We start from the raw sequence: 21434 nt of genomic DNA on the forward strand, positions 1-21434 counted from the left end.
TCAGGCAGTCGTTCTTGAAAGTCTACTTTTTTTACTGGTGAAATAGGTATAGATCGCTGGAATCACATAGAGTGTTAATACCGTAGAGAAAATCAACCCACCAACAATGGCCACGCCCATAGAAACCCTACTTTCGGCACCAGCGCCAAGCGCTAGAGCTATTGGTAAAATTCCTAAAATGGTAGAAAGAGAAGTCATCAAAATAGGTCGGAAACGTGATTTTGCGGCATCCAAAACAGCATCACGAACACTTAATCCATCGGCTTTTCTTTGATTGGCAAATTCTACAATCAGGATTCCGTTTTTAGACACGAGCCCTACCAACATAATGATACCAATTTGGCTAAAGATGTTTAGTGACTCTTCGTACCTCCAGATTACAAGCAAGGCTCCAGCTAAAGCGAGAGGCACCGTAAACATGATGATCAGAGGGTCCACAAAGCTTTCGAACTGAGCAGACAATACCAAGTAAATCAAAATCAAGGCAAATCCGAATGCAAAGTAAAGGCTGTTGGCGCTATCTCTAAATTCACGAGATGTTCCTGCCAAATCTGTAGTAAAAGATTCATCTAATACCTCCTTAGCAATGGCATCCATTACGTCAATTCCTTGCCCTGTGGTTACCTTTGGCGCCAAACTGGCCGAGATTGTTGCTGCAGCAAATCTATTGAAACGATATAGTTGCGGTGGCGAACTATTTTCTTCAAGGCTTACAAGGTTATCCAACTGAATCAATCTTCCATCAGATGACCTAACGTACAATGCCTTTAAATCTAAAGGATCGTTTCGGTTGTCTCTATCTACTTGCCCAATAATTTGATATTGCTTTCCGTCTAAAATAAAGAAACCAAACCTTTGGCCTGCCAAACCTAACTGTAAAGTTTGAGCCACATCTCTTACCGAAATCCCTAGCGTTCGAGCCTTTTCTCTATCAATTTCGATAGTGATTTCTGGTTTAGTGAATTTCAAATTCAAGTTCACAAAAGTAAACTCTGGAGAATCTTGCGCTTTGGCCATAAATTCTGGCAGTACTTCCTTCAGCTTTTCCAAATTTGGAGCTTGTATTACGTACTGTACAGGGAATCCACTACTTCTTCTACCACCGATAGTCGCTGGCTGAGAAAGTGAAGTTCGGGCCTCGGTATATTGTGCTAAAATTGGAGTAAAGTCATCCATAATTTGCTGCTGACTCCTTTCTCGTTCCGAAGGATCTTTCAGCATAATGGTAATTCTAGCAGAGTTCATAGAGCTGTTTCCAAAACCAGGCGAAGTAATCGTAATTAAGGCTTCCTTTTCTGGAATATGTTTGTCTACAGCACTGATAATGCTGTCAACATACCTATCCATGTACTCAAAAGTGGCTCCTTCTGGTCCTGTTGCATTGGCACTTAACGAGCTTCTATCTTCTAAAGGTGCAATCTCTTCTGGTATCCTATTTCCAGACAAAAAGAAAACAATCATTCCTGCAGAGAGCAAAATAATTACGAATGCCATCCACCTCATATTCATAAAGCCATCCAGTGAATTATTGTAAGCTCGGTTGAGACTTACAAAGAATGGCTCGGTTTTACGGTAGAACCAGTTCTTTTTCTCTGATTTTCTCAGAAGCTTAGAACTCATCATTGGAGTAAGCGTGAGCGCCACAAATGACGAAATTACCACTGCCCCTGCCACTACCAGTCCAAATTCTCTAAAGAGTCGACCAGTGAGGCCTTGAAGGAAAATCACAGGCATAAACACCGCTACCAAAGCCACGGTAGTAGAAATTACAGCAAAGAAAATCTCGTTCGTTCCTTTAATACCAGCCTCTTCAGGCTCCATTCCTCCTTCAATTTTGGAGTAGATATTTTCAAGCACCACAATGGTATCATCTACCACCAATCCAATGGCCAAAACGATTCCTAAAAGGGTAAGAACGTTAATGGAGAAACCAAAAATGTACATTACGAAAAAGGCACCAATCAATGAAATTGGGATGGTCAATACAGGAATCAAGGTTGTTCTCCAATCTCGTAAAAAGAGGAAGATAATAACCACCACCAGTGCAAAGGCAACAATAATGGTTTGCTGTACTTCGCTAATCGACTCTCGGATATATTCGGTATTGTCAAAACCTATCCCTAGTTCAATATCTGCAGGAAGGTCTTTCTTTATCAATTCAATTCTCTCGTAAAAGTTATCTGCAATCTCGATACTATTAGAGCCCGGCTGGGTTACTACTGCAATACCCACCATTGGCACACCATTTCTTTTCAGAATTGTTCTATCATTTTCTGGGGCAAGTTCAGCCCGGCCAATATCTCTAAATCGAACAATGGTTCCGCCTTCTTCTTTTACGATTAGGTTATTAAATTCCTCAGGAGAGTTAATTCTACCGATGGTTCGAACTGCAATTTCGGTACTATTTCCTTCCACCGCGCCTGAGGGTAACTCAACGTTATCACGGCCTACGGCATTTTGAACATCTAATGGCGTAAGTTGGTAGGCGGCCAATTTATCTGGATCCATCCATAAGCGCATTGAATAGCGCTTTGAGCCCCAAACCTGAACTGAGCTAATACCCTGAATGGTCTGAACTCGTTCTTTAAAAATGTTTTCTGCCAGAAGTGTAAGGTCGAGCAGATTTCTCTCTTTACTCGATATATTCAAAAAGATAATTGGGCTGGCATCTGCATCGGCTTTTCGTACCGTTGGCGGCTCTACATCGGGAGGCAATCGCCTTACTACTCCAGCTACTTTATCCCTTACATCGTTGGTTGCAGCTTCTAAATCAACACCTAAATCGAATTCAGCAGAAATTGAACTTCCACCATCACGGCTTGTTGAAGTTAGGGTTTTAATACCCGCAATACTGTTGAGCGCTTCTTCAATTGGCTCGGTAATTTGAGCTTCAATAATTTGAGCATTGGCGCCAGCATAACTCGTAGAAACGGAAATTACAGGAGGATCCACACTAGGAAACTCACGTACTCCGAGGTAACTAAAACCAATTACCCCAAAAATCACGATGATGATATTCATCACCATGGCAAGTACGGGGCGCTTGATACTGATGGTTGATAAACTAGACATGCTTTATTGAGTTAAAGATGAAATAGAAATCGAGGAGCCTTGTCTTATCTCTAATAATCCAGAGGTGATTACCGTATCCTGTGGGCTTAGTCCTTCTAGAATCTGTACAGAACTTTCAGTTCTAAGGCCAATTTTCACTGGCACCGACTGTGCTTTTCCTCCCTTAGCTACAAATAGCATGTGGCCATTCAATTCAGGAATTACGGAAATTGCAGGAACCATTAGAGCGTCATTTACAGACGACATAATCAGTTCAATTTTAGCAAACTGTCCTGGTAAAAGCTTTCCATCTTCATTACTGGAAATAGCCCTCATTCTTAGGGTTCGGGTGTTCTGATCGATTTGCGGTTCGAAAGCGTAAACTGTCCCTTTAAAAATTTCTGTTGATGTTTCGGTTTCAAATTGGATTACATCGCCCACACTTACAATAGAGGCGTATTTCCCAGGTATGGCAAAGTCAACCTTAACAGGATCGATACTGTAAAAATTGGTAATAATAGTGCTATTCGTAATATAGGCACCCTCACTGATTTCTCTTAAACCTAATATTCCGTCAAAAGGAGCAACAATAGATGTTTTCGCCAATTGTGCTTCTATCACTTTAATGTCGGCTTCGAGTGTATTTAGATTGGTTAATGAAATATCGTATTCCTCTTGGCTAATGGCTTCTTTGTCGAGTAGCAGCTTTTGCCTATTTTCACTGTCTACGGCCAACTTTTTACTAAAACGTAGTTTTTCTAATTGCGCTTGAAGTTCATCGTCTTTCAGACTCACTAGTAAGGTGCCCTTTTTTACCTTTTGGCCTTCCTTAAAATGAACCTTGGTGACTAAGCCCGAAACTTCACTTTTAAGTTCAATAGATTCGTTAGGCAAAATTGACCCTGTAACCTTAATTTTATTTTCTAAAAGCTTTGGTGTAACCACTACACCACTCACTGGAAGTGCCGATTTAGCCCTTGACGTGTTTTGCGCTGAGGCTTCGGTATTTGCGCTACTGCCAGTAATTTCATCAAATCGAGGGTATACCGCCCATGCTGCAACCGCCAAAATGATTATCAAGACTAGAATTATTCTTGATGTTTTACTCATTGTAATAAATAGTTAGGATAAGGAATGTGTTCTTATAAATGCTATTGAAAGCTTGTTAAATTCATCGGGTTGCTCAACGTTGCATACATGGCCGCAGTTATTCAATATATTTAACCACGCATTTTTATGATGTGAAACTAACTTGAGCACTTGTGGAAGGAACATATAGTCTTCATCACCCATTAAATATAGGGTTGGGGCTATTGTTTCCTTCTCGTTAAAATATTTTAGTAATGGATTAATGTTATTTGTCAACTTAAACCATTTCATAAATTCATGCTGACACAGTCTTTTGGCCTGACCAATAAACAAATCTCTCGATTCAGCATTTCGCTTTCTTGGCATTATAATCCAAGCAAAAAGTTTGTAGAGCCAAATAAAAGGCACAAACCTTTTTAGTGCGTTGCCTACCCCCACCAAAAATTTAGACCTAACATTTAAACGAGTAACAGCCCCTCCTAAAACAAGAGACTTCACTCGCTCGGGAGCAATCTCGCAAAGTGTTCGAATAATTATTGTACCTAGTGATATACCCACAAAGTGGGCGCTTTTGATCTTGAGGTGATCTAATACTTCAATAATATCTTTACTAATATTCTCAAAGTTGTGGTCGTTGGTAAAGTAGCGCTGAAAAGCTTCTTGAGATTTACCATGCCCCCTTAAATCGATTAAGAGTACATTAAATTCGCTTTTAAAGCTTTTTATCTGACGAAACCAAATGGAAGAACTTCCCCCGGCACCATGGATAAAAGCTACCCATTCATCAGATTGATTATTTCGATATGTTTTATAATATAGCAAGGCTTCGCAGTTAGAGGCAAAACTAACTTAAAGGTTTAATTTTTGTTTAACCGTTTGAAAAACTTAAAGGTTCAAACCTAAAATAACCAGTTTAAAGCATCTTTAGGCCGGTTACTTTTATCGAATAAGAGAGCAAACACTACCATTTTCAGTAAACAAAAAAGCCATCTTAGGTTACCCCAAGATGGCTTCTTTAATATTGTTAGAAATTTACTCTTAGAAGTTAATTCTCAAAGTAGCATTCCAAGTTGTTCCGAAACCAAACCATACTGAGTTTGCGTAGTCGATTCCTTTCCATGCAGGAGCAGATTCGTTAGCTCTATGAATGTTAGTGTTTGATTCAGAGATGTAAAGTGTGTTGAATAAGTTGTTAACGTTTACTCTGAAAGAAGATGAGTTACCTAACAAGTCGAATCTTACTGTACTACCTAAATCTACTAATCCGTAAGAAGGCAACTTAAGTGCTCCTTTGTTGTTCGGCTGTAAGAAGTCAGTATTGTTAATTGAGTAGTCAGCATAAAGACCATCAACAAAACGGTAAGCTAAATCAAAGTTCAATTTCCCAATTTTGTATTCAGCCTCGAAGTATGAAGTAAACTGAGCAGCATCACCAACTTTAGCATCTTTAACATAAAGTGTAGCGTTACCAACTGACTGGTTTTGATCGTTGAATACTGTAGCGTTAAAATCTTTTGTGTATTTCCAATCACCTGCAGACACCATACCTTTGAATTTCAATTGGCTGTTATATCTGTAGTCTACTTCTAACTCTAGACCCATGTGACGAACATCAACATCTTTGAATTGAGCAGTTCCGTCAATACCACCTGGAAGAGTCACTCCTTGTGAAATGAATCTGTTACCCCAGTTAGTAGAATAAGCGTTAACATTAACTTTCAAGTTATTATTCACAAAACCATAACCCAACTCAAGAGAAGTAATCTCCTCATTTTGAAGATCAGTATTTACGTCATTAGCAAAACCAGGGAACACTGCATCGAACAATGGTTGTCTAGAGATATAACCTGCATTAAAGAAGAAGTTAGATCTTTCATCAAGGTTGTAGTTCGCACCACCTTTAACATATCCACCACCAATGTTTTTCTTTTCAGAAATTGGGTTTGCTGGTTGATCAAAGAAATCTTCTCTTTTGAATGATTGGTTTGAGTAACCTGCTTGTAATACAGCAGTAACAGAAGACTCATTGTTATACTCGATCAAACCGTTAACACCTTGCCATCCAACAATACCAGTGTTGAAGTAATCTATTTTCTCTCTTTCTAAACCAGTGTTTCTAAACGGAGAAGCAGAGATAGTTACGTTTTGGATTTGACCAGCAGAGTTGGCGTTACCAGTTGAGTAATATCCATCAAGTCCCATTAGGTTTTCTAAAGCTCTGTAATGGAAACCAGTGTAACTTCTTAAATCAACACCTACAGAATATCTCCATTTGTCTTTTGTTATATCTAAAGTAGAAATACCACCTACCCAGTTATGTGAGTTCATTGAAGCTCTTCTTACTAGTACAGCTCTATTTACTCCATCATTTCTAAAACCATTAGAACCAATTAACTGACCTTGGAAACCAGAGATTGAACCTGTATATGGAGATGTTGTTCCTCTATTTACTGCGATAACGTTATCAAAGTCGATAGAACCGTCAGGGTTTCTTGAAGCAGCACCTTTGCCATCTTCGAGTAAATGTTTGGTTAAATCAATATTGAAAGGGTATAAGTCGATATCTGAGTTACGGAAGTTATTACCTCTTGGGCCTGTTCCTCCACCTCTACCGGCAGAACCATAAAGTGATGTTGCTAATTTTACGTCATTAGAAATCTCCCAATCCCAGTTAAAAGTTGCTAATGGTTTGTTGTAGAAGTTTCTTCTCATGTTGAATTCTTCACCACCTAGCTCACCAGCATCAGTATTCCATTTTCTGTCAACACCTGACTCACCAAAATTGATGTAATCACGGATAGACACCCAGCTGCTTCTTTGGTTGTGCCACTGACCAGCTCCTAAAACTGAAAGGTTAAGGGCATGATTAGATCCTTCTGGAGCATAACCAACAGCTGCAAAGTAATTCCAACCTTCACCAGAAGTTCCGTTCACATAACCGTTACCAGACCATCTGCTCAATAAGAATGAGCTTGCCCATCCTCTATCATTTTTACCAGTGTTGTAAGACACTGAAGTTTTTACATAACCATCATTACCAATACCTTGTGTAAGCGTTCCTCCTTCTTCAACTTCAGCAGCTTTAGTGAAGATAGAAACCGTTCCTCCTACAGATGGAACAGCTAATCTTGAAGCACCAAGACCTCTTTGGATTTGGATACCTGAAGCAACGTCAGTCATTCCTTGCCAGTTACTCCAATAAACCCAACCATTCTCCATGTCGTTTACTGGTTGACCGTTGATCAAGAAAGAAGTATTGCTTTGAGTAAAACCTCTCAAAGACAATCTTGAGTCACCGTATCCTCCACCTTCTTTTGTAGTATATACACCTGGAGTTCTGTTCATAATCTCAGGAAACTCCATGTTACCTACCTTCAAAGTAATTTCAGAAGGAGCAATAGTAGTAATTGCTACAGGTGTTTCTCTTTCTTTCGCAACGTCAATCACGTTAGAAGTAATAACAATTTCACCTAAAAGGTTAGCTTTAGGAACAAGCGCTACTACCATTCCTTCTGCTGCTACCATTTCCATGGTCTCAAAGCCAATAAATGATATCTGTAAGGTTTCTCCTGCCTTAGCACCTTGTAATTTAAAAGAGCCATCAAAACCAGAAATAGTTCCTGTTTGAGTCCCCTTAATAACTATTGTAGCACCCTGTAATGGGTCTTTAGATTCCGCGTCAATAACCTTTCCGGTTATCTGAGCGAATGCTGCTTGAGATGCCAGTATAAGCACCACACTTAGTAAAAATTGTCTCATAAACGAAATTTTAAATATAGATTAGATTAGATATTAGAAATCGTACTTGTTTTTCAAGGCAAAAGTAACATATTAGAAACGCTGCGGCTTTTTAACAAATGTTAACGTTTCGCTATGAATGACAACCATACTTAACGTTAACTTAATATTCATTTTTAGATTCTACCTTTAAGCAGTTTCACCAAACAAAATAAGGTTAAAAGCTTTTACACCAACCATTTATTCTATACAAAACACCAAAATCTGCATTTGATAAATCAGGATCCAAAACCATACTTTATTGTTTTGCGATACAAAGTTAAATGTTAAAAAATGTAAAGTAAATTTTCCTTTCATAATTATTTATAACCGTTCAAAAAAATGAAGCGTACTAGCAGAAAGAAACTAAAAAAGATTGGTCTATTTTTTCTTCCACAATCCGATCACTATATTCGATTAAAATGACACTACAAAGTGAATTATGAAGGTTTTTGCTCCTCTATTTTCCCTGTTGGCCTTACTGAGCCTTTCTTTTTCTGCTAATGCACAAAAGGATTTAAGTTATTATTTACCTGCCAATGTTATTTATAACCAGAACATTCCTACGCCTAAATCTGTAATTGGGCATGAGGTAGGAGAATGGCATATAACTCATGATAAACTGGTGTTATACATGCGTACCCTCGCTGAAGCTTCAGACCGAATTACTATTGAAGAAATTGGACTTACACACGAGGGGCGTCCGCAGTTAATGCTTACTATAACCCATCCTAATAATCAGGCAGGGATAGAAAAAATAAGAACAGACCATGTGTGGCTTACCTACCCAAACGAATCGGACAAGTTCGATATCAAAAAAATGCCCGCTGTTATTTCTATGGGCTTCAGTATTCATGGAAATGAGTCTTCTGGTTCTAATGCGGCTATGCTAGTGGCCTATTATATGGCAGCAGCGCAAGGCCCAGAAATTGAAAATGCCCTTAGAAATACCGTAGTTCTTCTGGACCCTTCGCTTAACCCCGATGGACTAAACCGATTTTCCACTTGGGCTAACACTCATAAATCAAAAAACATTAATCCCGACCCAAATGACAGGGAATACAACGAGGTTTGGCCAGGCGCTAGAACCAACCACTATTGGTTCGACCTGAACCGCGACTGGCTTCCGGTACAACAACCCGAGTCGCAAAACAGAGTCGCAAAATATCATCTTTGGAAACCTAACGTATTCACAGATCATCATGAAATGGGAACCAATTCTACATTTTTTTTCCAGCCGGGTGTTCCCGCCAGAACACACCCGCTTACTCCAAAAGGAAATCAAGAATTGACTGAGAAAATTGGCCAGTTTCATGCTGAGGCTTTAGATAATATTGGCTCCCTCTATTTTACCAAAGAGGGTTATGATGACTTCTATTACGGAAAAGGCTCAACTTTTCCTGACATCAATGGGGGAATAGGTATTTTGTTTGAGCAAGCAAGCTCTAGAGGCCATGCTCAAGAAAGTGACAATGGCATTTTGGAATTCCCTTTCACCATAAAAAACCAGTTCACCACTGCACTTTCCACCTGGAAAGCCGCAGTAGACATGCGCGTGGAGCTTCTTGATTATCAAAGAGATTTCTATAAACGTGTGTTGCGAGATGCCGATAATGATGACATTAAAGCATACATTTTCAAGGCAGAAAAAGATCCTGCACGGTCGTACCATTTGGCGGATATATTAGACCAGCAAGAAGTTGATTTTTATAGACCATCCAGAAAATTAAAATTCAACAATGAAGAATACACGCCAGAAAACAGTTACATCATTCCTTTAAAACAGCGCAATTACAAGCTAATTAAAGGCATGTTTGAAAAAAGAACCACTTTTGAAGATAGCCTCTTTTATGATATTTCTGGGTGGACGTACCCGCTCGCTTTTGACCTTGAGTATAGCGAGCTGAGCAGCCGAGATTATGGCCGAAACCAATTGGGCGATAAAGTAATGAAGCCTCAGTTCCCTAAGGGAAGCGTTATTGGCGGACAAAGCAATTATGCCTATGCTTTTGAGTGGCATGGTTATTATGCCCCGCGAGCAGCCAACCGTTTACTGGAAAAAGGGATTAGAATTAAAGTAGCCACCAGCAAATTTGGCGATGGCAAAGATCTAAATTTTGACTATGGAACCATTTTAGTGCCCGTAAGCAACCAAAAACTTTCTGCAAGCGAGCTATATATCGAAATGCAAACCATTGCCAATACAGATGGCATTGACGTTTATGCCATGAATACCGGGCTCACAGAAGGTGTTTCATTAGGTAGCAATGCTTTTATAAATATAGATAAGCCAGAAGTAGCGCTAGTAGTAGAGTCAGGAAGCAGTGCTGATGCTGGTGAGATTTGGCACTTATTAGACACCCGAATGAACATGAGGGTTACCAAATTACCTGCCGACAGACTTGGTTCTTCGGCCATCAACCGTTACAATACGATTGTGATTACAGGAGGGGTTAATTTATCTGAATCAGGCATGGAAAACCTCAAACAATGGATCAGAAATGGAGGCACATTAGTTGCCAGTAACAGTAGTTCCACTGCATGGGCAGCCAGAAACAAACTGACGCAACTCAAATTTGTAGACGTAGAACAATACACAGGAGAAAAAATCACTTACGATCAAATCTCCAACTTTCAACGTGGGCAATCTATCCCTGGAGGGGTTTACATGAGCGAACTCGAATTATCGCACCCAATGGCTTATGGTTATTACAATAAGGAACTCCCCACCATGCGAAGAGGTAACCTAATGATTGAGGCGTCTGAAGATAAATTTTCAAATCCTGGGTTATATACGGAAGACCCGCTACGTAGTGGCTGGATTAACAAGCCAAATCTTGAAGCTTTAAAAGGCACTTCTACCATTAGAGTAGGCGCTTTTGGTCAAGGGCGAATTGTATCATTGGTAGACAACCCGAATTTCAGGGCTTTTTGGTATGGCACAAACAAACTGATGATGAACGCTATTTTCTTTGGTAGAATCGTAAACTCATCTGCGGCAAAATAATTAACCCAGCATACTACTTAAATAAGGTGGCCTCAACAAAGCCACCTTATTTAAGTTTTCCGACAATCATTTTAGAAAAAGTATTATTTTTGTCAAAATTACTCCCTTTGAACCAGAGACTTTTTCTTCTCGACAAAAACTACATCCTTAAACAGGTACAAGAAGACATGATGCATAGCCTTCAGGTAGAACTTGTGACTCAGATTAAACAAGGTTATTTCAACTTGTTTAATCCCCTAAGGCTGATAGACGACCTCTCTGAAAAAGTAGAAAATTTTGAACCCTCCGACCTTTCCTTTTTTGATGAATTATACGCCAACTTAGCTGGTATTTACCGCTATCAGGCTGAAGGAAATCAGTTAGAGTTACTGTTTGACGGAAGAAGCCATTACGACAAATATTCGGACGATTGGAAAGCGGGCTTTCAGGCTTATTTGACTGAACTATACCTTAAGAAAAACTTTATTTTAGCTGGTTTAGAGCTGACTGTCTTACATTCGCCAGAGCGAAGGTTAGAACTGGCCCAAAACAGAATGAAGGTTTGTATCTACGAACACTTCGGCCTTAAAATCTACAAATACAAAGGCATTCAAAAATACGAGAGTAAAAGCGCGTAAAGACTTATCGCTTTGTTTCCAATCCCTCAAAATCATTTGTTACGATACAGCAAATAGTCGCAGCGAGACGCAACGACTAGTGCCCTGAGTTTGAATTTCATAGAGGATTTAATACCTCCTTCTGGCGGAAAATGGTTAAAACCATTACGGATAAATATTTTCACACATAGCCCACGGTTTAAACCGTGGGCTATGTTTTTGGAGTGCTCGCTCAGAACCATTTTAACGGTTTATACCTCTGTAAAGTATTGAAAATATAAACCACCAACCAACTTCATAGACATTATTATATGCATTCTATATCGAAGTTTTCATAAATTACATGGGATACATACGCCACCAATATGGTGCATATATAATGTTTACTACAATCATGAAAAGCATTGCATTACTCATATTAACATTGACTTTAATCACAAGTTGTAATTCAGAGCAAACTTCATCGGAATTGGAGAAAATGAGCGAAGAACTTGCTGATAAACAAAAGCAAGTCGTTGAATTGCAAAACCAAATTAAGCAACTAGAAAGAGAAATAAAGTCACACCAAGCAAATCAGCAATCATCAGACTATTATCTTTTTGTTGAAAGCTCAGGCTCTGAGATAAACGTTGCTGAAAGATTAAAAAGTGGAGAACAAAAATTAATTGATAAAAAGGATTTTACAGACACTCTAGATATCTCTGATAATTTTTTTGTCTATAAACATACATCAGAAATCACACAGACCACAGATTCAGAATTTGAATCAATTCTTCGAGATTTTGACCAAGTTGAATCAGAATATGGAGACAATTTTTATGTTAGAGTAATGACTTTTTATAACGGACAACGTTTGCCTCTAGGAACAGAAAACTCCAAAACTGATATACATATACTAATTCAACCAACAGAGTTGGGTTATGAGAATAAGACATTTGTGGTTTCTGACTTTTATGATGTTGATTTAATATCATTGAAAGAGAAAGACATTAGTGTTGAACTGACTTTTGAACACGGCAGATTTCCTCGAAAAAAGGAAACAATTGTGATAAGACCTGAATTGGTGAAGTTTAAGGATAAATGACCGTATGTAACAACGTGCAATTCCCTTTGGCATTCACTTGCACAACACCTTAACTGACGTTTGCCTAAACGCTAGACAAAAGAGTTTGAATTCAACGAGTCACAGCGAGACGATACGGCTAGTGGGTAGGGGTAAGAAGGACTAGATTTGGGTTTAAAGGTGAATATTAAAATGAAAAAGGAAACCAGTATTTGGATTAATTTATACAATACATTATTCGTTATCTCTTCAATGTATGAAGATCTGCAGCATTTAGAATCATCTGTTTTCGAAGTACTGGATGAACTAGAATCGTCTATAGCTGATGGCTTAAGACAAAAGAGTTTGAACTTCTATAGAGAAAATAATTGGATAGATGAAGATCAAGAAAAAGAGCTACAGAAATTTCATCAATTCTTAGATGGTATTGACGCCAAATACTGGAATGAATACGACTTTGATAACTCAGAAGATTGGATTTTGGCTAGAGCTTGGGCTAAATCAATCATACAGAAATTAGACATCAAGATGAACGGTTGGAACTCTACAGGTGAAATAGTTATTGAGGAGTGATTAAACTCCCCATGACAGCAACAGGCGCTTGCTTCAACAATGACCTTAACTGGGCTTTTAACAGAACAATAGGGTTGAATCTACCAAAGAGTCGCAGCGAGACGCCACGACCAGTGAGCGGAGAAGGTTTATCGCTTTATTTCAAAGCCCTCAAATCCACTCACTTCAATATTTTCCACAAGCACTTTTTCAACGCTGGCATTGGATGGTCCATGATGGCACCAGTTCACCAAAGCATTCAAGTTTTCTTCAGAACTCTCGGCTATAATTAAAACAGATCCGTCTGGTTCATTCTTACACCAACCTTTGATACCAAGCCGCCTTGCTTGCTCTTGGGTTGAAGCCCTAAAATAAACACCTTGAACCTTACCTGTTACCTTAATTCTTTTCGCTTGCATAATACTCTTCCATAATCGAAACTGCGGAGGAAACACCAAGTCTATCGGCTCCGGCATTGATGAGGGCTTGAGCGTCTGCCAAGGTTTTAATGCCGCCAGAAGCTTTTAAGCCTACGTTTGAGGGCAAACTTTTACGCATCAGTTCAATGTGTTCTACCTTTGCGCCTGCGCCTGAAAAACCCGTAGAGGTTTTTACAAAGTCGGTTCCAGCATCGGCACAAAGTTTAGAGGCCAATACAATTTCTTCCTCGGTTAAGTAAGCCGTTTCAATAATCACCTTCATCAGGCAATCGGCCTCATGAATAATTTTAGCGCATTTGGCCAGTTCAATTTTCGTCCAAGGCAACCCTGTTTTGAAAGCCGAAATGTTCATTACGATATCCAGTTCATTGGCACCGTTTTCAATGGCTTTTTCAATTTCGGTTACTTTGGCTTCCGTCATTTGGTAACCCAAAGGAAAGCCAATCACCGTCACCAACTGAATGTCGGCAGTACCAATTTCTCTAGCAGCTTTCTTCACCCAAAACGGAGGAACACAAATCCCAAACAACTGATGATTTTTGGCTTCCGCCACCAAACGATCAATGTCGTTTGCAGTAATGATTGGCTTAAGATTGGTGTGCTCTAGGTAATGATTAATGTCCATCTACAAAATCTTGGAGGTAAGCGTAATCGGGCATCAGTTTACCATTCTGGCAAATGGTAGCCCTTTCAATAATTCTATCTTTATCTTCGCCCACAAGGTTTGGCAAAATGTGTTTGAGAAATTCCTTCCCAAAATCTTCAGAAGCATTTCTAGGCAATTCGCAAGGCAAGTTATCCACCGCCATCACAGTAATATTTCCCTCATCGGCAAAAGCAGATTCTTCCTTATTATCGCTTGGATTATAATCGTAAACAGGGTCATCAATTGTACTTGGGCGAATGGTAGAAGGAATTGAACCTTCGATATCACAGGTAATATCTGCAATTACACGAATCTTAAATTCGCTTCTGTTGGCATCTTCCTTTGTAAAAAGTACAGGGGCTTTTGGGTCCCAAAAAGCGCCAGCAATCAGTACATCGGCTTTTTTAGCATACTGCCCAAAGCTCGATTCGTAATTCGCTGGATTCTGATAGAATTCATCTCTGCTGAAAGAGCCGCCACCAATGCGCTGGTTATAATCTCTGGTATTGAGTTGGGTATATACAGGCTCATTGAAGTATTCGGTCAAGAATTCAACAGGACTCACTTTTCTGATTTTCATACCAGTAAGCACTTCCATAGCACCTTTAGAAACACGGCCACCACCAGTAAGCGCAATTTTAATGGCTGGCAGTTTTACCTTGCTGTATTCCTTCTGCATGTCTTCCATATCGAAGCATTCGTTGGCAGGACGCAAGTGGAAAAGATTATAGCGTTTTCCGTAAGTCATAATTCCGTTATAAGCCCCAACAATACCCGCGTAACGACCAAAAGCGATTAACCTTTGATGTTGCAGGTTGGTCAGGCATTCCCAGTCAACCAATCGGATTTGTTTTTCAAGAATGGTTTGAAGCAAGCTTCGATTATACTCTTGCTTTTTTATGGTATGCGAGAAAAAGAAATGGGTTTTTCCATCGGCCAACATATTAATGGGCACTTCTTTTACACCCAAAATAATATCGCAATCAGAAACATCATCCACCAAAATGGCTCCTGCTTGTTGATATTCCGAATCTTCGAAACAACGAATATCGCTTCGCTGACAATGTACAGTCACATTATCATAAGTATTCAACAGCGTTTCAACTTGAGTTGGGGTAACCGGTACGCGCCTGTCTACTGGCACTTTACCTTCCTTAATGATTCCGATTTTCAATTCTTGCATGTTCAAAGTTAATAATAAGCTGAAGGTTCAAAATAGTAAATGGCGGACTTATTTTACGAAAAGTCGCTTACTCAGCCTGAACTACTTAATGTCTAGAATAGACACTTCGATTCTTCTGTTTTTGGGAGAAATGCCTTCTTCAATCGGCATAGTTTCACCATAGCCTTTATAAACAAAAGTCTCTTTTGGCAAGCCTTTGTTGACAAAGTAATTGAGCACTGATTTTGCCCTTTCGGTAGACAAATTCAAGTTATAGTCTTCTTCTCCTGTAGTATCGGTATGGCCGCCAATCTCGATTAACAGTTCGGGATTGTCTTTGATAAAATCAACCACAATATCCAGTTCCTTGGTGGCCTTTTTGCTGAGTTCGGCACTATTCAATTCGAATAGAATATCATTCAAAATCACCTTCTCACCTTTCTTGACAGGCTGAAGATAAATGGTGGTGGTTTCATTCCCATTCCTCCATAAAGCATCAACCTCTTCCTTATAAAGTAAATAACCTTTCTTTTTCACATACAGGTTGGCGCCTTCTACTTGCGGTAAAACCAAGTTAAAACGACCACTTTCAAAATCGGAATAAGTGCGTGAACGAATGGAATCTTTGGCGATATCGGCTACATAGATTTCAGAGAAAAGTGGAGTGCTATCGGCAGCACTGAGCACCAATCCTTGCTTGTAATCTACCAACTGTTTAGGAATTAAATCGTCTGGCAATTTAAACCGATACAAGCTCGAAGAACCATCGAAATGGTTGTCGCTGTAATAGGCCCAGCCGTCAATGCTGATGGTATAACCCACCTGATTTCTGTGATTGTTGATCGGGTAGCCCAAGTTTTTTGGTTCCGACCATTCGCCTTGGCCAAGCTGTTCTGTTTCGTATAAATCATAGCCTCCAAAGCCCAATCTGCCGCGTGAGGCAAAGAATAAATTAACCCCATTGGGATGAATGTACGGAGAGCAATCATCGAAACGCGTGTTGATGCTTGGCCCTAAATTCACGGCCTCCATCCATTTCCCATTCTGTTTTGTTGATTTATAAATGTCTTGTCCGCCTTCACCATTAGGCCGGGCACTGACAAAGTAGAGTTCACGCCCATCTTGAGAAAGCGAAGGCTGAGATTCCCAATGAATTGTGTTCACTGCCTCCCCTAAATTTCTGGGCTTCGACCAATCACTTCCTTCTCTATAGCTGATGTACAAATCGCAACTTCCAAGGCCGTCTGGCGCGTTACAACCAGTGTACACCAAAGTATTTCCGTCAGCCGAAATAGAGGCCGTTCCTTCGTTTCTATCGGTATTAATTTTTTCAGAAATCTCTAGCGGTTGGCTCCAAGCTTCACCATCCTTCTGGCTAAAGAATAGGTTTTCATCACCTCTGCCCTGATTATAACGAACGGTGTAAACCAAAAGACCCGAAGCCGTAATGGAAGGAAAATACTGTTGCGATCGATTATTGAGTGGGGCTGGAAGTTTTTCAAAGTCAATATTTCGTGGGTTAGCGCTTCCTTCAAGGGCATAATCAATGGAGGAAGTAACGATTTCAAACAATGCAGCATCTAAGCCCAAAACACGCCCTTCGATTTGATCTTTCAGGTTTTTGGCTTGCTCATATTTTCCTTCAGAAAATAAGGCATAAGCGGCATCGGCCAGCATTCTGTTTTTGAACTGTTGATCCACCTCTTCCACATATTCATCGTACAGTTGAAGCGCTTTTTCAAGCTCTCCCCTCTTGATCAAAATCTGATGCGTCAGCAAAATGGCTTCGTCAAAACTATCATCACGCTTTAAGGCTTCGAGCAAAAGGTTATATGACTTGTAGTAATTGCCAACGTGATCGAGCGATTGTGCCTCTTTGTAAAGCTCAATCGCCTTCTTATTTCGGGTATGAAGTTTATCTACTTCTTGGCCGCTGGCCAGAAGAACACAAAAGAGAAGGGATATGGTAATGAAAAACCTCAAATAGCTAAACTACGGTATATTCATAAACTTATGAGTTTGTAAGGATATTTTCCACTTGGGGTTATTTTTTACATACTCAATAATTTCGGGCAGCATTTTTTCCGACTGATCCCATTCTGGCTGCATGTATAGCAAACTATTTTCACTCATTTTTGCAGCATGTGCTTCGGCCCATTTAAAGTCGCTCTTATTGTAAATAATGACTTTGAGCTCATCGGCAGCAGCATAAAACTCTTCTTTTGGAGCTTTAAATTTCTTGGGCGAAAAACACAGCCAATCCCAATTGCCCGAAAGCGGGTGCGCACCAGAAGTTTCAATATTCGTTTGAAAACCAGCCGCATGAAGTTGGTTCGTCAGTTCGGTCATATCGTACATTAAAGGCTCTCCGCCCGTCACTACGGCCAAACGACCCGGATGTGCCGAAGCTTTAGCAACGATTTCCTCCACAGATTCTTTTGGCCATTGGCTGGCATCCCAAGAATCTTTCACATCGCACCAAACGCAACCGACATCGCAGCCGCCCAATCGAATAAAATATGCTGAATTTCCGGAGAAGTGACCTTCTCCTTGAATGGTATAAAAAGCTTCCATTACAGGAAGCTGTGTGGTTTTCATCGTTTTTGACATTTCAATTTTTTAAAGCAGGGTGTTGAAACTGCGAGACTATTTTACGGATCCTGATCTCGAACACTCGGGACAGGATGACATTGAAGCTGTTAAACTAATTTCTGTGAAGTAAGGTAAGTGTTCCAAAGTAATGACGCGATCGTCATTGGACCAACACCACCCGGTACAGGCGTAATGAACTCACACTTTGGTGCTACTTCATCAAACTTTACATCGCCCTTTAATTTAAAACCCGACTTGGTTTGATCAGACGGAACTCTATGGATTCCAACATCAATTACAGTTGCACCTTCTTTTACCATATCGGCAGAAACAAAACCTTCCTTACCAATAGCAACGATAAGAATATCGGCTTGCTTAGTGATTTCAGCTAAGTTTTTGGTTCGGCTGTGACAAAGGGTTACCGTTGCATTTCCCGGGTTGCCGTTTCTGGACATCAATACGCTGATAGGTGTACCCACAGTATTGCTTCGACCAATAACCACACAATGTTTACCAGAAGTTTCAATACCATTGCGCTCTAGCAAAAGCATCATTCCTTTTGGCGTAGCAGGTAAAAGTGTAGGCAATCCTAAAAGCATTTTACCCAAATTCACTGGGTGGAATCCGTCTACATCTTTATTTGGAAGAATGGCCTCCACTACTTTTTGCTCATCAATTTGTTTTGGAAGCGGCACTTGAACGATAAAGCCATCAATTTCAGGGTCTTCATTCAATTTTTGAACAGTGGCCAACACCTCAACTTCAGAAGTTTCTTCAGGTAGATGAATCAAGGTAGAGCCAAAGCCAATTTGCTCGCAGGCTTTTACTTTGGCGTTCACATAGGTTTGACTTGCGCCATCATTACCCACCAAAACAGCTGCCAAATGAGGGGTTTTTCCTCCTTCAGCTTTTATCTGTGCTACTTTATTTTTCAACTCATCTTTTATGGATTGAGCTGTGCCTTTTCCATCCAATAATTGATATGCCATTGTTTATGCTTTAATCTAACTTAAGAACCGCCATAAAGGCTTCTTGCGGAATTTCCACATTACCTACCTGGCGCATTCTTTTCTTACCTTTTTTCTGCTTTTCTAAAAGCTTACGCTTTCTGGAAATATCACCACCGTAACATTTCGCCAAAACGTTTTTACGCAAAGCTTTTACAGTTTCTCTGGCAATAATTTTCGTCCCAATCGAAGCCTGAATTGCGATTTCAAACATTTGACGTGGAATAAGCTCCTGCAATTTCTCGCACAGCCTCTTTCCCCATTCGTAGGCTTTATCGCGGTGAACAATGGCCGAAAGTGCATCTACTTTTTCACCATTCAATTGAATATCTAATTTTACCATGGTAGACTGACGGAAGCCAATCAACTCATAATCGAGCGATGCATAACCTCGAGAGATAGTCTTTAGCTTATCAAAGAAATCGAAAACGATTTCGGCCAAAGGCATTTCGAAAGTTAGTTCTACCCTGTCGCTTGTGAGGTAAACTTGGTTTTTAATGATTCCACGCTTATCCATACACAGGCCAATAATTCCGCCTACATACTCCGACTTAGAAATAATTTGAGCGCGAATAAATGGCTCTTCTAAATGCGAAATAGAAGAAGGGTCAGGCATTTCAGACGGAGCATTAATTTTAAGAATAGATCCATCTGTTCTTACCGCATGAAACTGAACCGAAGGAACGGTAGTAATTACCGTCATGTCAAATTCACGCTCTAGCCTTTCCTGAATAATTTCTAGGTGAAGCATGCCCAAGAAACCACAACGGAAGCCAAAGCCCAAAGCGGCAGAAGTTTCAGGTTCCCAAACTAAGGAAGCATCATTCAATTGAAGTTTCTCCATAGAAGCCCTCAATTCTTCGAATTCAGAAGTTTCTACAGGGTAAATACCTGCAAAAACCATTGGCTTTACATCTTCAAAACCTTTAATAATATTGGTGGTTGGACGATCTGGGTGTGTAATGGTGTCACCCACTTTCACCTCTTTGGCCACTTTAATTCCAGAAATGAGGTAGCCCACGTTTCCTGCGCTAATTTCTTTTTCGGGTTGTTGTTTCAGCTTCAAAATACCAATTTCATCTGCATTATAAACCCTATCCGTATTTACGAATTTAATCTTATCTCCCTTTTTGATGGTACCATCAAACACACGGAAAATTACTTCGATACCCCTAAAAGAGTTGAACACTGAATCGAAGATCATCGCTCTTAAAGGCGCTGAAGGGTCACCCTTTGGTGCTGGAATTTTCTCGCAAATGGCTGTTAGAATATCTTCGATACCCAAACCTTCTTTTCCACTTGCTCTGATAACGTCTTCAGGGTCGCAGCCGATTAGCTCTACCACCTGATCTGTCATTTCTTCAGGCATGGCGCCTGGTAAATCTATTTTATTGAGCACTGGAATAATCTCCAGGTCGTGATTCAAAGCCAAATAAAGGTTAGAAATGGTTTGCGCCTCCACACCCTGAGAAGCATCTACAATAAGCAATGCGCCTTCGCAGGCAGCAATTGATCGAGATACTTCATATGAAAAATCCACGTGTCCGGGGGTGTCGATAAGGTTGAGGGTATATTCCTCGCCTTTATGCATATATTTCATTTGGATAGCGTGACTCTTGATAGTAATACCACGTTCACGTTCCAAGTCCATGTTGTCCAACAACTGATTCTGCATGTCGCGATCGCCAACAGTTCCAGTGAACTGAAGTAGACGATCGGCCAAAGTACTCTTACCGTGGTCGATGTGTGCGATAATACAGAAATTCCTGATTCTCTCCATAGTTTTTTAAAGAAGTGCAAAAATAGAAAATTATGATGCATTTGCTTTGTGGGGATAACCATTAATTTTGCACTATGTTATTGGCAGACAAGAAAAAGAGACAGAACCTATCGGAATACATCGTTTACATGTACCAAACCGAAATGTTGGTTCGAAATTTTGAATTCGATATTCAAAAAATTGAGAACCATGTGGTAAAGAATATTCCTGAAGAAAGCTTAAATGCGGAAGGAAAAGCGGAATTGACCGAATGGTACAAGGGCATTATTGCTCAAATGAAGGAGGAAGAACTAGAGCGCGAAGGCCACCTGAGCTTTGTTCAGGAGGAAGTTAAACGCCTTTCTGACCTCAGTCTGCAACTTCAGGTAAATGACGAAAACTACCGCGCAATTTTCAATCGTGCGCGTCCTGCTATTCGTGCCTCTATTGTTGAGTCCAATGGTTTAATCAACGACCCCATTCAAGCTTGCCTTAATGGCATTTTGGGTTTACTGATTGCCAGAATGAATGGAAAAGAAATTCTAGACGACACCTTAGCACAGCTTGATCACTTTGGGAATGTACTGTCTTACCTGTCGGTGAAGGTTAAGAGTTGATTAGTTATTAGTTATGAGGGGAAGAGGGAATCAGTTGATCGGAAATCAGGAGATCAGGAATCAGGAATCAGGAATC

At 40.1% G+C, this 21434-nt stretch carries 16 protein-coding genes; 5 read left to right on the forward strand and 11 right to left on the reverse strand.

Going from position 1 to position 21434, the window contains the following annotated elements:
- The 4 genes from OB69_RS16440 to OB69_RS16455 all read right to left on the reverse strand — a co-directional run bounded on the left by OB69_RS16440 (position 1) and on the right by OB69_RS16455 (position 7899).
- The gene (locus OB69_RS16440) at positions 1 to 3072 is read right to left on the reverse strand and encodes an efflux RND transporter permease subunit (protein ID WP_053224849.1); all 3072 of its coding nucleotides are present in this window, start codon (positions 3070 to 3072) and stop codon (positions 1 to 3) included.
- 3 nt (positions 3073 to 3075) lie between these two features.
- Positions 3076 to 4161: an efflux RND transporter periplasmic adaptor subunit gene (locus OB69_RS16445; RefSeq protein ID WP_053224850.1), complete on the reverse strand. Its 1086-nt coding sequence runs from the start codon at positions 4159 to 4161 to the stop codon at positions 3076 to 3078.
- 12 nt (positions 4162 to 4173) lie between these two features.
- Positions 4174 to 4962 carry an alpha/beta fold hydrolase gene (locus tag OB69_RS16450; protein WP_053224851.1) on the reverse strand — a complete coding sequence of 263 codons (789 nt, stop codon included), beginning with the start codon at positions 4960 to 4962 and terminating at the stop codon, positions 4174 to 4176.
- Between the two features lie 216 nt (positions 4963 to 5178).
- Positions 5179 to 7899, reverse strand: coding sequence for a TonB-dependent receptor (locus OB69_RS16455; RefSeq protein ID WP_053224852.1), 2721 nt, complete (start codon positions 7897 to 7899; stop codon positions 5179 to 5181).
- 460 nt (positions 7900 to 8359) lie between these two features.
- On the opposite strand from OB69_RS16455, the gene OB69_RS16460 reads away from it, so the two are divergent.
- The 4 genes from OB69_RS16460 to OB69_RS16475 all read left to right on the forward strand — a co-directional run bounded on the left by OB69_RS16460 (position 8360) and on the right by OB69_RS16475 (position 13156).
- Positions 8360 to 10924 carry a M14 family metallopeptidase gene (locus OB69_RS16460; protein WP_053224853.1) on the forward strand — a complete coding sequence of 855 codons (2565 nt, stop codon included), beginning with the start codon at positions 8360 to 8362 and terminating at the stop codon, positions 10922 to 10924.
- 107 nt (positions 10925 to 11031) lie between these two features.
- Positions 11032 to 11541, forward strand: a complete 510-nt coding sequence (locus OB69_RS16465) for a hypothetical protein (protein WP_071426809.1) — start codon at positions 11032 to 11034, stop codon at positions 11539 to 11541.
- A gap of 373 nt (positions 11542 to 11914) precedes the next feature.
- Entirely contained in the window at positions 11915 to 12604 is a 690-nt protein-coding gene (locus tag OB69_RS16470) for a coiled-coil domain-containing protein (protein ID WP_157608613.1), read from the forward strand.
- A gap of 171 nt (positions 12605 to 12775) precedes the next feature.
- Entirely contained in the window at positions 12776 to 13156 is a 381-nt protein-coding gene (locus OB69_RS16475) for a hypothetical protein (protein ID WP_053224856.1), read from the forward strand.
- Positions 13157 to 13284: 128 nt separating this feature from the next.
- On the opposite strand, the gene OB69_RS16480 is transcribed toward OB69_RS16475, so the two are convergent.
- The 7 genes from OB69_RS16480 to lepA all read right to left on the reverse strand — a co-directional run bounded on the left by OB69_RS16480 (position 13285) and on the right by lepA (position 20762).
- Positions 13285 to 13554 (reverse strand): acylphosphatase, encoded by a 270-nt coding sequence (locus OB69_RS16480; RefSeq protein WP_053224857.1) that lies wholly within the window; start codon positions 13552 to 13554, stop codon positions 13285 to 13287.
- Complete coding sequence (deoC, locus tag OB69_RS16485; RefSeq protein WP_053224858.1) at positions 13535 to 14200, reverse strand: deoxyribose-phosphate aldolase; 666 nt, start codon at positions 14198 to 14200, stop codon at positions 13535 to 13537. The genes OB69_RS16480 and deoC overlap by 20 nt, the downstream gene beginning before the upstream one ends.
- Positions 14190 to 15404 carry an NAD(P)-dependent oxidoreductase gene (locus OB69_RS16490; RefSeq protein ID WP_053224859.1) on the reverse strand — a complete coding sequence of 405 codons (1215 nt, stop codon included), beginning with the start codon at positions 15402 to 15404 and terminating at the stop codon, positions 14190 to 14192. The genes deoC and OB69_RS16490 overlap by 11 nt, the downstream gene beginning before the upstream one ends.
- Positions 15405 to 15485: 81 nt before the next feature.
- Positions 15486 to 17366 (reverse strand): OmpA family protein, encoded by a 1881-nt coding sequence (locus OB69_RS16495; RefSeq protein ID WP_053224860.1) that lies wholly within the window; start codon positions 17364 to 17366, stop codon positions 15486 to 15488.
- Between the two features lie 9 nt (positions 17367 to 17375).
- Positions 17376 to 17993 (reverse strand): 7-carboxy-7-deazaguanine synthase QueE, encoded by a 618-nt coding sequence (locus OB69_RS16500; protein WP_053224861.1) that lies wholly within the window; start codon positions 17991 to 17993, stop codon positions 17376 to 17378.
- 89 nt (positions 17994 to 18082) lie between these two features.
- Positions 18083 to 18964 carry a bifunctional methylenetetrahydrofolate dehydrogenase/methenyltetrahydrofolate cyclohydrolase FolD gene (gene folD, locus OB69_RS16505; protein ID WP_053224862.1) on the reverse strand — a complete coding sequence of 294 codons (882 nt, stop codon included), beginning with the start codon at positions 18962 to 18964 and terminating at the stop codon, positions 18083 to 18085.
- A gap of 10 nt (positions 18965 to 18974) precedes the next feature.
- On the reverse strand, positions 18975 to 20762 hold the full coding sequence (gene lepA, locus OB69_RS16510; RefSeq protein WP_053224863.1) for a translation elongation factor 4: 1788 nt from the start codon (positions 20760 to 20762) through the stop codon (positions 18975 to 18977).
- A gap of 74 nt (positions 20763 to 20836) precedes the next feature.
- Between lepA and OB69_RS16515 the strand changes: the two genes are divergently transcribed.
- The gene (locus OB69_RS16515; protein ID WP_053224864.1) at positions 20837 to 21358 is read left to right on the forward strand and encodes a DUF4924 family protein; all 522 of its coding nucleotides are present in this window, start codon (positions 20837 to 20839) and stop codon (positions 21356 to 21358) included.
- The last annotated feature ends 76 nt before the right edge of the window (positions 21359 to 21434 follow it).

It is taken from the genome of Roseivirga seohaensis subsp. aquiponti (assembly GCF_001267955.1).
GTDB lineage: Bacteria > Bacteroidota > Bacteroidia > Cytophagales > Cyclobacteriaceae > Roseivirga > Roseivirga seohaensis.